At 63.4% G+C, this 13,949-nt stretch carries 11 protein-coding genes; 1 reads left to right on the top strand and 10 read right to left on the bottom strand.

Going from position 1 to position 13,949, the window contains the following annotated elements:
• Window positions 1-114 precede the first annotated feature (114 nt).
• The 6 genes from ACFY9W_RS01110 to pmbA all read right to left on the bottom strand — a co-directional run bounded on the left by ACFY9W_RS01110 (window position 115) and on the right by pmbA (window position 5,481).
• Entirely contained in the window at window positions 115-1,008 is an 894-nt protein-coding gene (locus tag ACFY9W_RS01110; protein WP_391124594.1) for a ZIP family metal transporter, read from the bottom strand.
• An 11-nt stretch (window positions 1,009-1,019) separates the two neighbouring features.
• Window positions 1,020-1,631 (bottom strand): Fe-Mn family superoxide dismutase, encoded by a 612-nt coding sequence (locus ACFY9W_RS01105; RefSeq protein WP_391124591.1) that lies wholly within the window; start codon window positions 1,629-1,631, stop codon window positions 1,020-1,022.
• A gap of 1 nt (window position 1,632) precedes the next feature.
• A complete protein-coding gene (locus ACFY9W_RS01100; RefSeq protein WP_391124589.1) occupies window positions 1,633-2,094 on the bottom strand; it encodes a hypothetical protein in 462 nt (153 codons plus the stop codon).
• A 27-nt stretch (window positions 2,095-2,121) separates the two neighbouring features.
• Complete coding sequence (locus ACFY9W_RS01095) at window positions 2,122-3,498, bottom strand: lyase family protein (RefSeq protein ID WP_391124586.1); 1,377 nt, start codon at window positions 3,496-3,498, stop codon at window positions 2,122-2,124.
• Window positions 3,491-3,892: a FagA protein gene (locus ACFY9W_RS01090; RefSeq protein ID WP_391124583.1), complete on the bottom strand. Its 402-nt coding sequence runs from the start codon at window positions 3,890-3,892 to the stop codon at window positions 3,491-3,493. The genes ACFY9W_RS01095 and ACFY9W_RS01090 overlap by 8 nt, the downstream gene beginning before the upstream one ends.
• 242 nt (window positions 3,893-4,134) lie before the next feature.
• Entirely contained in the window at window positions 4,135-5,481 is a 1,347-nt protein-coding gene (pmbA, locus tag ACFY9W_RS01085) for a metalloprotease PmbA (RefSeq protein WP_391124580.1), read from the bottom strand.
• A gap of 108 nt (window positions 5,482-5,589) precedes the next feature.
• Between pmbA and yjgA the strand changes: the two genes are divergently transcribed.
• Entirely contained in the window at window positions 5,590-6,111 is a 522-nt protein-coding gene (gene yjgA, locus ACFY9W_RS01080; RefSeq protein ID WP_016713148.1) for a ribosome biogenesis factor YjgA, read from the top strand.
• A 129-nt stretch (window positions 6,112-6,240) separates the two neighbouring features.
• Here yjgA and tldD read toward each other — a convergent pair whose 3' ends face one another.
• The 4 genes from tldD to rng all read right to left on the bottom strand — a co-directional run bounded on the left by tldD (window position 6,241) and on the right by rng (window position 13,904).
• The gene (tldD, locus tag ACFY9W_RS01075; RefSeq protein WP_391124575.1) at window positions 6,241-7,680 is read right to left on the bottom strand and encodes a metalloprotease TldD; all 1,440 of its coding nucleotides are present in this window, start codon (window positions 7,678-7,680) and stop codon (window positions 6,241-6,243) included.
• A 2-nt stretch (window positions 7,681-7,682) separates the two neighbouring features.
• The gene (locus ACFY9W_RS01070) at window positions 7,683-8,534 is read right to left on the bottom strand and encodes a nitrilase-related carbon-nitrogen hydrolase (RefSeq protein ID WP_391124572.1); all 852 of its coding nucleotides are present in this window, start codon (window positions 8,532-8,534) and stop codon (window positions 7,683-7,685) included.
• 14 nt (window positions 8,535-8,548) lie between these two features.
• Window positions 8,549-12,364, bottom strand: a complete 3,816-nt coding sequence (locus ACFY9W_RS01065) for a YhdP family protein (RefSeq protein ID WP_391124569.1) — start codon at window positions 12,362-12,364, stop codon at window positions 8,549-8,551.
• Window positions 12,365-12,446: 82 nt separating this feature from the next.
• Window positions 12,447-13,904: a ribonuclease G gene (gene rng / locus ACFY9W_RS01060; protein ID WP_391124566.1), complete on the bottom strand. Its 1,458-nt coding sequence runs from the start codon at window positions 13,902-13,904 to the stop codon at window positions 12,447-12,449.
• Between the last annotated feature and the right edge of the window lie 45 nt (window positions 13,905-13,949).

Here is a 13,949-nt window from a genome sequence, read left to right as displayed (position 1 = left end):
CGCGCAGCGGCCCCGGTAATCTCGAACACCTTGAAAATCGCCGGGTCTGCTGCGCAGCCCAATCGCGACGCAAGGCCGCTCCCACAGTGTATATCCCGTCGACCTGACGAAAGATCAGGACATCGCAGTATCCATCACCATCATCAGGCAGAAGCCGATACACAACCCCAGGCTGGCCAGGCGATGATGGCCGTTGCTGCGCGATTCCGGGATGATCTCCTGGGTCACCACCAGCAACATCGCCCCCGCCGCACAGGCCAGGCCCAGCGGCAGCAGCAATTCGGCGATGTTCACCAACCAGGCGCAGATCACTGCCGCCACTGGCTCGACCAAACCTGAAGCAGCACCTATCAGGAAGGCCTTGAAACGCGGCATACCCGCCCCGGCCAGCACCAGCGCGATCACCAGCCCCTCAGGCACGTCCTGCAATGCAATGCCCATGGCCAGGCTGTCGGCGTCAGGCATGCCACCACCGGCCGACACCCCGATGGCCATGCCTTCGGGGATGTTGTGCGCAATGATGGCAATCACAAACAGCCAGATACGCGCAGCGATCACCGGCTGGTTGTCGCTGCCGACCAGCGCCTCGGGTGAGGCGCCAGACACCTTGAGATCAACCAGAAACAGGCACAGCGCACCGAACATCAGGCCAAAGCTGATCAGGCCACCCGCGCCCCAAGGGCTGAAACCGATGGACTGAGCCGCGTTCAACCCCGGAATGATCAGGGAAAACGCGGTGGCCGCCAACATCACGCCGGCACCGAAGCCGAGCAGCGTATCGGCCAACGCCACCGGCATGTTGCGAATGACCAGTACCGGTACCGCGCCCAACGCAGTCCCCAGCGCGCACAATGCGCCGCCTTCCAGCGCACGCAGCATGCGTGGCTCCAAGTCCAGCCAGGCAAGGCCGCGCGCCACCAGCAGCGCGGTGCCGGCCAGCAACAGCAAGGTCCCAAGCGCCAGGCGAAACAGCCGCACACTGCTGACAGACATTACCTCTGAGCGCATACCGGTCTGACTCACTTCAGGGCTTCGAGGTAACGACGTTCCACTTCCGCCCAGTCAATGACGTTGTAGAAGGCACCGATGTATTCCGGACGACGGTTCTGGTATTTCAGGTAGTAGGCATGCTCCCACACGTCCAGGCCCAGGACTGGCGTGTTGCCGTGCATCAGCGGGCTGTCCTGGTTGCCGCTGCTCTCCACCACCAGGGTTTTCTGCGGCGTGACGCTGAGCCAGGCCCAACCGCTGCCGAAGCGGGTCAGCGCGGCCTTGGTGAAAGCGTCCTTGAAGGCTTCGAAACCACCCAGTTGCGACGAGATAGCCTGCGCGAGCTGGCCCTGTGGCTCACCGCCGCCCTGTGGCGACATCACGGTCCAGAACAGGCTGTGGTTGGCGTGGCCGCCGCCGTGATTGGTCACCGCGCCACGCAGGTTCTCCGGCAGTTGCTTGACTGCACCAACCAGTTTTTCTACAGGCCACTCAGCCCATTCGGTACCTTCGACGGCGGCGTTGAGACCGTTGACGTAGGTCTGGTGATGCTTGGTGTGGTGAATTTCCATGGTCTGCGCGTCGATGTGCGGTTCCAGCGCATCGTAGGCGTATGGCAAAGCAGGCAAGGTATGCGGCATGTCAGTGAATTCCGTAGGCATGGGTTCTGGGCGCCGCATCCGCCTGGGCAGCGAGTTCGCTGGCCCCGGCGTTGTGGCGGTTGAGCAGGCGCTCGGTACGTGGGTACTGGCCGTACTCGGCGATGAAACTCAGCAGTTCGGTGTAGGTACGCCCACTGTGGCGCAAGGCTGCGTCACGCAGCGCCTGGGGCAAGCGCGCCTCCTGGCTGGCCTGCAACAGCCGCTGATGAGCGGAGCACAGGTAGTCGGCACTCTCATGCGGCTGGTTCAAGCGCAGGTGCAGGTCGGCCAGGTTGTGGTGGGCGATGACGAAAGCAGCCACCGCTTCGTCGACGTCATGCCAGCGCTCGAACAGCACCTGAGCCAGCGCCAGGGCTTGCAGGTAGTGTTCCCGGGCGTCGACCAACTCGCCTTGTTCGAACAGGCGGTTGGCGGTTTCCGTGGTGCGTTTCCAGTGCTGCATGGTTGTCTCCTGGGCGGTGACGCCGTGTCAGATACCGCCAGCGGTGAGTTTTTCCGGGTCCAGCAGCGCTTGAAGCTGGTCACGCGACAGGTCGGTGTGCTCCAGCGCTACATCAATGATCGGGCGGCCCTGTTTGTAGGCGGTCTTGGCGATTTCAGCTGCCTTGAGGTAACCAATGATCGGGTTCAATGCAGTGACCAGGATCGGGTTACGCGCCAGGGCCTCCTTGAGCTTCCCCTCGTTGACCTTGAAGCTGGCGATGGCCTTGTCGGCCAGCAGGCGGCTGACGTTTGCCATCAGCTCGATGCTCTCCAGCAGGTTGCGGGCGATCACCGGCAGCATCACGTTCAGCTCGAAGTTGCCGGACTGACCCGCGATAGCGATGGTCGCGTCGTTGCCGATCACCTGGGCAGCGACCATTGCGGTGGCCTCCGGGATTACCGGGTTGACCTTGCCGGGCATGATCGATGAGCCCGGTTGCAGGCCTTGCAGCTCGATTTCGCCCAGGCCGGCGAGCGGGCCAGAGTTCATCCAGCGCAGGTCGTTGGCGATTTTCATCAGCGCCACGGCGGCGGTCTTGAGCTGGCCAGACAACGCCACGGCGGTGTCCTGCGAGCCGATCAGGGCGAACAGGTTCTGCCCCGGTGTGAACTCGACCTGGGTCAAGCCGCTGAGCTGGCGGGCGAATCCGGCCGCGAACTGTGGGTGGGCATTGATGCCGGTACCCACGGCCGTGCCGCCCTGGGCCAGCGCCTGCAGGCTCGGCAGGGTCGCCTCAATGTGCGCCTTGGCACCGTTGACCTGCGCTGCCCAGCCATCCAGCACCTGGCTCATGCGCACCGGCATGGCATCCATCAGGTGGGTACGCCCCGTCTTCACGTACTGATGCACCTGCGCCGACTTGGTCTCGATCACCTGCACCAGGTGGTTCAACGCCGGCAGCAGTTGCTCGTGCAGCGCCAGAGCGGCGCTGACGTGGATGGTGGTCGGGATGATGTCATTGCTGCTCTGGCCGCAATTGACATGGTCGTTGGCGTTCACCGCGTCACCCAGCACACGGCTTGCCAGGGTGGCAATCACCTCGTTGGCGTTCATGTTCGAGCTGGTGCCGGAGCCGGTCTGGAACACATCCACCGGGAAGTGCTGGATGAAATCCTCGGCCAGCAGTTGCTCGACCGCCTTGACGATGGCCTGGCCCTGCGCGGCGGACAGTTGCTCCAGCTCGACGTTGGCCTTGGCCGCAGCCGCCTTGGCGAGCAGCAGCGCACGAATGAACTGGGCCGGCATGCGCTGGCCGCTGACCGGGAAGTTGTCGACCGCGCGCTGGGTCTGGGCGCCATACAGGGCCTGGGCCGGCACCTGAAGTTCACCCATGCTGTCACGCTCGATACGGGTATCACTCATCATCAAATCCTTGCATCAGTTCATCGGGAGAAATCGACGGCAGCAGCCGGCAATTGGCCAACTGCAGGGCGTAGGTCTGCCAGCGCAGGTTTTGTTCCTGACGGTCGAGGTTGCGCAGGTCAAGGAGCGGGCGCCAGGCCTGGTCCAGGCACAGGCAGCGCCAATGCCAGGGCAGCATGCGGTCGCAGGCGGTATCCAGCAGCAGGCGGAAAGAGGTCAGTGCCACCGTCCATGACGATGTCTCGGTGCAGCACACCAGGTAGCGGCCTTCGGCGAGGTAATGCTCGATCAGGCGCGGCTCGTCGGGCTCGAGCGCACAGCGGATGCGCCGGCTTAGCCAGCGCCAGTTTTCCAGGTAGGGCAGTTCGCGCAGGACAGGTTTCATGAACATCATCACTGGGTTACTGGATAATGATATTCATTATTAAGTGATAAACAGAATCACTTCAAGAAAAAGGTGATGAAAGAAAAAACCCGTCGCATGGCCGGGTCCTGGTTTGCATTGAATATTCTCTAGGGCCTGTGCCGGCCCTTTCGCGGGCTCGCCCGCTCCCACAGGGGGCTGCACAGGTTTCAAGCTTGCGCAGTACCTGTGGGAGCGGGCGAGCCCGCGAAGAGGCCGGTACAGGCTACGAATCAGCTACCTGCAACCGTCATCCGCTCGATCAGCACCGACCCGGTGTGTATGTTGCTGCGGGTTTCAAGATCACTACCAATCGCAACAATTTGCTGGAACATATCCTTCATATTGCCGGCAATGGTCACTTCCTGCACAGCATGCTGGATCTCGCCGTTTTCGACCCAGAAACCGGCCGCACCACGGGAGTAGTCACCCGTCACCATGTTCAGCCCATGCCCCATCAACTCGGTCACCAGCAGGCCGCGGCCCATGCGACGAATCAACGCTGCCTGGTCTTCGACACCGTGGGTGACGAACAGGTTGTGCACACCACCGGAGTTGGCCGTGCTTGGCAAGCCCAGCTTGCGCCCGGAATAGGTACCCAGCAGGTAGGAAACCAGCTCGCCTTTGTCGACGAACGGCTTGGCATAGGTGGCCAGGCCATCGCCGTCGAAGGCGGCACTGCCCAGCGCCCGAGGAATGTGCGGGCGCTCGTCAAGTGTCAGCCAGGAGGGGAACAGACGCTGGCCGATGGTCCCTTCAAGGAACGAGGACTTGCGGTAAAGGTTGCCGCCGGAAATAGCCGAGAGGAAGCTGCCGAACAAGCCACCGGCCAGTTCGGCGGAAAACAACACCGGCACTTCGCAAGTAGGCACCGGCCTAGCGCCAAGGCGGCTGGCTGCGCGCTGAGCAGCGCGAACACCGATACTACGAGGGTCTGCCAGCAGGTTGCCTTGGCGGTTCACGTCATACCAGTAGTCGCGCTGCATCTGCCCGTCGCCTTCGGCGATCATGACGCAGCTCAGGCTGTGCCGGGTCGAAGCGTAACTGCCGATGAAGCCATGGCTGTTGCCATACACGCGGCAACCTTGATGTGTATTAAGGGTGGTGCCGTCGGCATTGAGAATGCGCGGGTCGGCATCGAACGCCGCAGCTTCGCAGGCCAGGGCCATCTCAATGGCCTTTTCCGGCTCGATATCCCAGTCGTGGTAAAGGTCCAGATCCGGGATTTCGCGGGCCATCAGCGCGGCGTCGGCCAAGCCGGAACATTCGTCCTCGGAGGTATGTTTGGCAATCGCCAGGGCTGCAGCGACGGTTTCGCGGATCGCGTCCGGGCCACTGGCCGACGTGCTGGCCGAGCCTTTGCGCTGGCCAACGTAAAGGGTGATACCAAAGCCCTGGTCGCGGTTGAACTCGACCGTTTCGACCTCACGCTGGCGTACCGTGGTGGACAGGCCCTGCTCCAGCGACACTGCCACTTCACAGGCGCTGGCCCCTTGGCGCTTCGCCTCGGCGATAATCTGCTCGACCTGCTCCTGCAATGCTGGCAGGTCTTTCGGACCTACGCTCTGGACTGCACTCATGGTTCTCTCCACTCAAATTCTGCGTTCGGCGAGGGTCATTCTACGACCGGGCCGGACAAGCGGCCCCCGACTGGTTATCATGGCGGCGATTTCTAGCGGACTGCCACCATGGTTGATTCAAACGACGACGCCTTCGACGGCGAAAAAAGCAAAACCCAGATCAAGCGCGAACTGCATGCGCTGGTTGAACTTGGCGAGCGCCTGACCACGCTCAAGGCCGATACCCTGGCACGCCTGCCCTTGACCGACGAGCTGCGCAAGGCCCTGGCCGAAGCCAGCAAGCACACGGCCCATGGCGCCCGTAAACGCCACATGTCGTTCGTCGGCAAGCTGATGCGCGTGCAGGACCTGGATGCCATCCACGCCCTGCTCGAACAGATGGACAGCTCGACTCGCCAGTACAACGAGCGCTTCCACAACCTGGAGCGCTGGCGCGACCGGCTGATCGACGGTAACGACGAGGATCTCGAGCGCTTCGTCAACGAGTACCCCGAAACCGATCGCCAGCAAATGCGTTCGCTGGTGCGCCATGCGCAACACGAAAAGGCGCGGAACAAGCCGCCTGCCGCTGCGCGCAAGGTGTTCAAGTACATCCGCGACCTCGACGAGTTGCAGCGCGGGTTGCGCTGACAGACTGGGACCCTGTGGGAGCGGGCGTGTCGAGGCGTCGAACCGCCGCGAACACCGGCGAAGCCGGTGCCATGCACCGCGTCGCCTGCTTCGCGGGCATGCCCGCTCCCACAACGGTCCCCAAGGCCATCACGCCCCGGTTCCGCCCACGGTAATCGCATCCAGCTTCAAGGTAGGCTGCCCTACCCCGACCGGCACCGACTGCCCGTCCTTGCCACATGTCCCCACCCCGCTGTCCAGCGCCAGGTCGTTACCGACCATCGACACCCGGCTCATTGCCTCCGGACCATTGCCGATCAGGGTCGCGCCCTTGACCGGTGCGGTAATCTTGCCGTCTTCGATCAGGTAGGCCTCACTGGTCGAGAACACGAACTTGCCACTGGTGATGTCCACCTGGCCACCACCAAGGTTGGCGCAGTAGATACCTTTCTTCACCGACGCAATGATTTCCTGCGGGTCGCTTTCGCCAGCGCGCATGTAAGTGTTGGTCATGCGTGGCATTGGCAGGTGCGCGTAGGATTCACGGCGGCCGTTGCCGGTCACCGCCATACCCATCAGGCGCGCGTTCAGCTTGTCCTGCATGTAGCCCTTGAGCACCCCGTTCTCGATCAGCGTGGTGCATTCGGTCGGGGTGCCTTCGTCATCCACGCTCAGCGAGCCACGGCGGCCTTCGAGGGTGCCATCGTCAACGATAGTGCACAGGTTCGACGCCACTTTCTCGCCAATGCGGCCGCTGAACGCCGAACTGCCCTTGCGGTTGAAATCGCCTTCCAGGCCATGGCCGACAGCCTCGTGCAGCAATACGCCCGACCAGCCCGAGCCCAGTACCACGGGCAAGGTGCCAGCGGGTGCCGGGATCGCTTCCAGGTTGACCAGCGCCTGGCGCAGCGCCTCGCGGGCATAGCCCATCACCCGCTCTTCAGTGAAGAAGCGGTAGTCGGTACGCCCGCCACCGCCCTGCCCGCCGCGCTCGCGACGGCCGTTCTGTTCGACGATGACGCTGACGTTGAAACGCACCAGCGGGCGCACATCCGCAGCGAGGCTGCCATCGGCCGCTGCAATCAGGATGCGCTCCCAGACCCCGGCCATGCTCACGCTGACTTGCTGGATACGTGGATCCAGGGCGCGGGTTGCAGCATCGACACGCTTTAGCAGCTCGACCTTTTCGGCGCGGCTCAGTACATCCAGCGGGTTGTCTGCGGCATACAGGGCGGTCACTTCCTGGCTGCGGAAGGCCTGAACCGTGCCATTCTGCCCGGCTCGGGAAATCGAACGTGCGGCGCGGGCCGCAGAGGTCAGCGCCTCAAGGTTGATAGCATTGCTGTAGGCGAAGCCGGTCTTTTCACCGGACTGGGCACGTACACCCACGCCCTGGTCCAGGTTGAAGCTGCCCTCTTTGACAATACCGTCTTCCAGCGCCCAGGTTTCCGAGATCTGGCCCTGGAAATACAGGTCGGCGGCGTCGATGCCGGGGCCGGCCAACTCACCCAGCACGCTCTGCAGGCTGTCCAGGGTCAAGCCGCCTGGGGCCAGGAGCTGCTCGCTGACGGTGGATAACATCTGGCTCATAGTCACTCCGAGGTGTGCGCAGGCCGCAACGCGCCCTGCGAAAAAAAGCGCCGGTGCGATACCACCGGCATGCGCGCCCGAATGGACGCTTGTTCTTCAATATCGCGCTCGGCAAGCAATACCGCTTCGCCTTGCGCCTGTTCTGCGACGATACGCCCCCAAGGGTCGACGATCGCCGCGTGGCCATGGGTTTCCCGTGGGCCCGGGTGGGTGCCGCCCTGCGCCGCAGCCAGCAGGTAGCACTGGGTTTCGATGGCGCGGGCACGTACCAGCACCTCCCAATGCGCTGCACCGGTCACCGCCGTAAAGGCAGCGGGTGCAGTGATCAGTTCCGCGCCGGCAGCGCGCAGTTCGCTGTACAGCTCGGGGAAGCGCAAGTCGTAGCACACGCTCAACCCCAGCCGCCCCACTGGCGTATCCGCCACCACTACCTGGGCGCCGTGGGCGTAGTCGTCCGATTCACGGTAACGGCCGCGATTGTCGGCAACATCCACGTCGAACAGGTGCAGCTTGTCATAGCGTGCCACCACCTCGCCGTGTTCATCGATCAGCAGCGAGCAGGCATGCGCCTTGGCCTCGGGCTGGCCGACCGGTGGCAAGGGCAAGGTACCGGCGACAATCCATAACTTGAGGTCGCGGGCGGTCCGTTTCAACCATGGCAGGACAGGCCCTTCACCCAAAGCTTCGGCACGGCCTATGGCGGCGGCGTCCTTACGACCCATGGCGGCAAAGTTTTCCGGTAGCACCGCCAGCCGCGCACCGCCCAGTGCAGCCTGCTGCAACAGGGCACCGGCACGCTGCAGGTTAGCCAGCACATCGTCCTGGCTGACCATCTGGATTACCGCTGCCTTCATGGGCGCTCCTGGCACTATTTATCGAAAGGTTTCACAAAGGTGATTCTAGGCTCTTTCCACGGGCCTTCGACACGGTAGTGCACACTGGCAAAGCGCGATACACGGTCACCGATCAATCGGTCGACGAGGAACAACGCCCCGCCTACTGCTGGCGCGCCAACGATCAGCGCGGCCAGCGGCAGGTTGTTGGTCACCGGCAGGCTGACCTGCAGGTTGGCGTTGACCTGGTCACGGACCATGTCCAGCGTGCCCTCCAGCTCGAAGCTGCTCGACGGGCCGGTCATGGTGATGGGTTCGCGGGTCACGTAGACGCCATTGCTGGCTACAAGCAGGCCTTTGACCCGGTCATAGGCCAGGCCCTTGTCGAACAGGTCGGAGAAGTCCAAGCGCAGGCGCCGGCCAATCGAGTTGAAGTTGAGCAGGCCGAATACCCGCAACGCCTGGGCGCTGCCCTCGACCTCGACAAACTGGCCGGTGCGCAGCGCCGCGTCCATGCTGCCAGAGAAGCGCTTCAACCCCACCGCCGCGGGCGAACCCGGCCAGCGGCCGTCCACATCCAGGCGGAAGTCACGGCTGGTCACAGTCGGCGCGAAGCCCCAGGCCTTGAGCACATCCGCCAGGTTCTTGCCGTCCAGGCGCCCTTTGTACCAGCTGCTGGTGTTGCCCGTTGCGCCCTCCCAGCCACCCCCGCCATCGATGCGCAGGCCCTTGAAGTCGAGGTCTATGTCGCTGGCGGTAACGCCCCGTGCGGTCGGCCTCAATTTGATCGCCGCACTGCCAAACAGGTCATCACCCCTGTAAAGCTTGTCGATGCTCAGGTCCAGTGCCGGCACCTTGCGCGGGTCGAACGAAGCCAATGGGTCCGGGCCATCTTCGGCCTGTGCCTGGGCAGGGTCTGCGGCGGGCAGGCGCAAGGTCTGCATACGCACGACCATGGGCGCCCCTTTGGCATCCGGCACGCGGGCGTTGCCAATCACTTCCTTGCTGTCCAGCCGCAGGTCCCAGGCCGCACCGCCGCGTGCCATACGTACCACGGCCTGGTTCAAGTCCATTCCGAAGGCTTTCAACTGGCCAATGCTCAGGTCGACACTTTGCAGATTTTGCCGCGCACTGCCCCCAGGATCGTCGCCGGCAAGCCGTGCCGCCTGTTCCTGCCAGGGTGCCAGGTCCAGCGTTTCCAGCCGCCCACGAACCCGCAGGCCCTGGCCGGTTGGCGGTTGGGCCTCACCAGCCCCCAGCAGCAGCTCGCCACGGCCCTGGGTGAGCTTGTCGGCCGGTGCGACGTAGGCAAAACGCGCAAGGTCGGTGTAGGCAACATCGAAACGCCGTTCCTGGCCCTGCAGGTTCATGCTGAAACGGCTGTCACGGGTGTCTGCCGCCGCCTTGCCAAAAGGCACCGGCAGGTCGATGGCCAGGCCCTTCAACGTCGAGTTGACGACAAGACGGTTTTCACGGCTACCCAGGCTCAGTTGCAACTGGTACGGCAGGTCTCCGGACGCCGGCAGCGCCTGGTCGAACTTCAGCCAGTCAGTCAGCGCCTTGAGTGCCACCTGGCCATTGGCATCGATGCGCGTCTGCATCTGCCCCGGCTGGCCTTCGGCGGTGATTTGCGCCGTCACAGGCTTGCCAAAAGCCTGCAGGCTGATGCCCTTGCCACTCAGCCCCTTGTCAAAATCGAAGCTGAAGTCACCCTTCAGGCGGGTCAACTCCAGGCTCGGGGGCGCAACTTTCAGCCGCGCATCCTGGGTGGCGAAGTCCACCAGTACCTTCGGGCGTTGCCCATGGGTCAGCGGGATGTCGAGCTTGAGCTTGCCCTTGAGCGGCCCCTCGCCCTCCCAACCGGCGAAGATTTCACCCGTACCGATCGGCGCTTCCTTGAGGATTTTCAGGCCATCGCCCAGGCTGCCGTCGAAGTTGCCATCCAGGTACAAGTGGCTGTGCTGGTCGCCATCGACATGCGGGATATCGACCTTCACATCACTGACTTTTGTATCGAGCAGCACGCCACGCTGGGCCTTGATGCGCACACCGCTGTCTTCGATGAATACATCGCCATCCACGTGTTGCACTTGCGGCCAGCCAGGCTGGAAGTCCAGTGCCGCATCGCGCACCTTGAAGAACAGGCTGATGCTGCGCGATTCCGGCGCGGCGCCATGGTTGAGCGAACCTTGGTACTGGAAATAGCCTTCATCCACCGAGCCTTTGACAATGGCGCTGCGCAGCCACTCGTCGAGGGCCGGGCTGAGGACCTCGGGCAGGTACTTGGCGGTATAGCGGCCATCCCCCTCGGTCAGGCCGACACGCAGGTCCATGTAGTCCTCGCGGCCTTCTTCGAACAACAGGCGAATCAGGAAGTCGCCGGCAATCTTGCCCTCTTCGCCCAACACCTTGAGGTACGGCGCAATCAGGGTAAAACCCTCCTGATCCAAGGCCCAGGTCAGCCGCGCATTGGCCTTTTGATAGTGCCAGGGTTTGGCGAAGATCGGGTACAGGTGCAGCATGAACGCTTCGGTATCCAGGCGCAGCTCACCGTGCCCCAGGTCACCGCTGATGCTGCCGCTGACGTTACCGGCGGCAGGAGCATTGTGATAGGCGTCGAAACCCACCTTCTCCAGATTGGCTTCGAACTGCAGGCGCTTGTCGCCCTGCGCGTTGGGCCGGGCTTCCAGCCGAAGGTTGCGCAGCGCGCCGGTTACCTTCAAGCCATCGACCACGGCCATGACCTTGTCAGGCAGGGGTGCCAACGCTTCGATCAGCGGGGTCAGGGGTGTCAGGTTGAGCCGGTCGGCCTGCACCTGCCAGCTTTCATCGGCAGCGCTCTCGCCTGGGCGCTGCTGCAATTGCAGGTGCGATTCCCAGCGGGTCTTGCCAATGTCCATGGCCAGGGAGTCCAGCACCACATCAAAGCCGTTATCCCGGCGCTGGAACCAGGCACCCAGGGCCAGGTTGTTCAGCGTGGCCGCCTTGCGGCCGGTATAGGCGCCCCGCAGCTCGGGCGCATTGAGCCGAACCACAGCCTGCTGCAATTGCCCTTCGCGCCAGTCGACCCAGAACTCGCCGCCTGCTCGCAATGCGTCAGCTTGCCATTGGCCCAGCAGACGCGGTGGCAGCCAGCGCGCCCAGTCACTTTGCGACAAGCTGAGGTAGGCCTCGACCTGGCCATCACGCCAGGCCTTGGCTGACGCACGGCTGCGCACGTTCAGCGCGAGGGGCTGGCCGTCAGGCAGGGTAGCGCGCAATTCCAGGCTCTGGCGCGAAGCGCCGGCCTGCAGCCCGGCACTCACATAAGTCAGCGTCAGCGGGTCACGCTGCCAGGGGTGCAGGGTGACCTGGCTGTCAAACACATCGACCCGCCCCAGCTGACGCAGGCGCTGCAGCAATTCGGCGGGGTCCAGGGGTGCGTCATCCTTCTTCGGCAGGCCTTCAAGGTGCCAGGCCCCCTGCTCGCTCTCGCGCAAGATCAGTTGCAGGCCGCCCAGCTGTATCCTCGCCAGGCGCACCTCGCGGGCAGTGAGGCTGGCCCACACATCGGGCACCACTTTCACGTCATCCAGGCGCAGTGCTGTTGCACCTTCACCCAGCTGCAGGTCGCGTACCCGCAGCACCGGAGCCAGCCCGCTCCAGCGGCCCTCAAGGGCACCGACATGCACCGGCAGGCCCAGCGCCTGCTCGGCCTTGCTCTGCACATCGGCGCGGTACTCAGCCACCAACGGCACCAGTTCGCGGCCGAGGCTGACATACAACGCCACCAATACCGCCAGCAAGGCGCAAATGCCCAGCCCCCAGCGGGTCAAGGCGACAAGAACGCGGGTCAGACGTCCCATGGCCATGGCCCTCCAAGTCGTTTATCCATGATGGCCGCTAGTGGCGGTTTTGCCAGGCCGGTCATCCAGCGCTGCGTTCTGGAAGACCTCAGAGCAGCACCACGTCGTATTGTTCCTGCGAATACATCGACTCGACCTGGAAGCGAATGGTTCGACCAATGAAAGCCTCCAGCTCCGCCACGTTGCCGGACTCTTCATCCAGCAGGCGGTCGACCACCTTCTGGTTGGCCAGCACCCGGTAGCCCTCGGCCTGATAGGCACGCGCCTCGCGCAGGATCTCGCGGAAAATCTCGTAGCAGATGGTCTCGGGGGTTTTCAGCTTGCCGCGGCCCTGGCAGGCCAGGCATGGCTCGCACAGCACCTGCTCCAGGCTTTCCCGGGTGCGCTTGCGGGTCATCTGTACCAGGCCCAGTTCGGTGATGCCGATGATGTTGGTCTTGGCGTGATCGCGTTCCAGCTGCTTTTCCAGGGTACGCAGCACCTGGCGCTGGTGCTCTTCATCTTCCATGTCGATGAAGTCGATGATGATGATGCCGCCGATGTTGCGCAGGCGCAGTTGCCGGGCGATGGCGGTGGCGGCCTCGAGGTTGGTCTTGAAGATGGTCTCTTCCAGGTTGCGATGGCCGACGAAAGCACCGGTGTTCACGTCAATGGTGGTCATGGCTTCGGCCGGGTCGACCACCAGGTAGCCGCCAGACTTGAGCGGCACCTTGCGTTCCAGGGCACGCTGGATCTCGTCTTCGACGCCGTACAGGTCAAAAATCGGACGCTCGCCAGGGTAGTGTTCGAGGCGGTCGGCGATCTCCGGCATCAGTTCGCCGACGAACTGCGTGGTCTTCTGGAAGGTTTCCCGCGAGTCGATGCGGATCTTCTCGATCTTCGGGTTGACCAGGTCACGCAGGGTACGCAGGGCCAGGCCAAGGTCCTCGTAGATGACCGTGGGCGCGCCGCACGTCTTGATCTGGGTACCGATCTGCTCCCACAGGCGGCGCAGGTAGCGGATATCCTGCAGGATCTCTTCAGAACGTGCGCCCTCGGCGGCGGTGCGCAAAATGAAACCGCCGGCATCCTTGATGTTTTCGCTTTCCATGCAGTCGCTGACCACCTGCTTGAGGCGATCACGCTCGGCTTCGTCTTCGATCTTCAGCGAAATACCGACATGGCTGCTGCGCGGCATGTACACCAGGTAGCGTGAAGGAATCGATAACTGGGTGGTCAGGCGTGCACCTTTGGAGCCAATCGGGTCCTTGGTCACCTGCACCACGAGCGCCTGGCCTTCGTGCACCAGCGCAGTGATGTTCTCTACCGCCGAGCCTTCACGCTGGGAGATTTCCGAGGCATGGATGAACGCCGCGCGCTCCAGGCCGATGTCGACGAAGGCCGCCTGCATGCCAGGCAGCACGCGCACCACCTTGCCCTTGTAGATATTGCCAACGATGCCCCGCCGCTGGGTGCGCTCGACGTGCACCTCCTGCAGTACCCCGTTTTCCACCACCGCCACACGTGACTCCATCGGGGTGATGTTGATCAGGATCTCTTCACTCATGGCAGGCTCTCGTCAAAGGTCTCTTGTAATGATGGATGGCGTACG

Origin of the sequence: Pseudomonas sp. NPDC008258 (assembly GCF_042956345.1) — a bacterium.
Lineage (GTDB): Bacteria > Pseudomonadota > Gammaproteobacteria > Pseudomonadales > Pseudomonadaceae > Aquipseudomonas.
The sequence above is the reverse complement of the archived record's forward strand: the minus strand, read 5'-3'. Positions and strand labels throughout refer to the sequence as shown.

Coding starts and splice junctions, on each gene's coding strand:
- ACFY9W_RS01105 (WP_391124591.1), bottom strand. CDS start 1,631: ATGCCGCATACCTTGCCTGCTTTGCCATACGCCTACGATGCGCTGGAA.
- ACFY9W_RS01090 (WP_391124583.1), bottom strand. CDS start 3,892: ATGATGTTCATGAAACCTGTCCTGCGCGAACTGCCCTACCTGGAAAAC.
- ACFY9W_RS01100 (WP_391124589.1), bottom strand. CDS start 2,094: ATGCAGCACTGGAAACGCACCACGGAAACCGCCAACCGCCTGTTCGAA.
- ACFY9W_RS01110 (WP_391124594.1), bottom strand. CDS start 1,008: ATGCGCTCAGAGGTAATGTCTGTCAGCAGTGTGCGGCTGTTTCGCCTG.
- yjgA (WP_016713148.1), top strand. CDS start 5,590: ATGGTTGATTCAAACGACGACGCCTTCGACGGCGAAAAAAGCAAAACC.
- ACFY9W_RS01095 (WP_391124586.1), bottom strand. CDS start 3,498: ATGAGTGATACCCGTATCGAGCGTGACAGCATGGGTGAACTTCAGGTG.
- ACFY9W_RS01070 (WP_391124572.1), bottom strand. CDS start 8,534: ATGAAGGCAGCGGTAATCCAGATGGTCAGCCAGGACGATGTGCTGGCT.
- tldD (WP_391124575.1), bottom strand. CDS start 7,680: ATGAGCCAGATGTTATCCACCGTCAGCGAGCAGCTCCTGGCCCCAGGC.
- ACFY9W_RS01065 (WP_391124569.1), bottom strand. CDS start 12,364: ATGGCCATGGGACGTCTGACCCGCGTTCTTGTCGCCTTGACCCGCTGG.
- pmbA (WP_391124580.1), bottom strand. CDS start 5,481: ATGAGTGCAGTCCAGAGCGTAGGTCCGAAAGACCTGCCAGCATTGCAG.
- rng (WP_391124566.1), bottom strand. CDS start 13,904: ATGAGTGAAGAGATCCTGATCAACATCACCCCGATGGAGTCACGTGTG.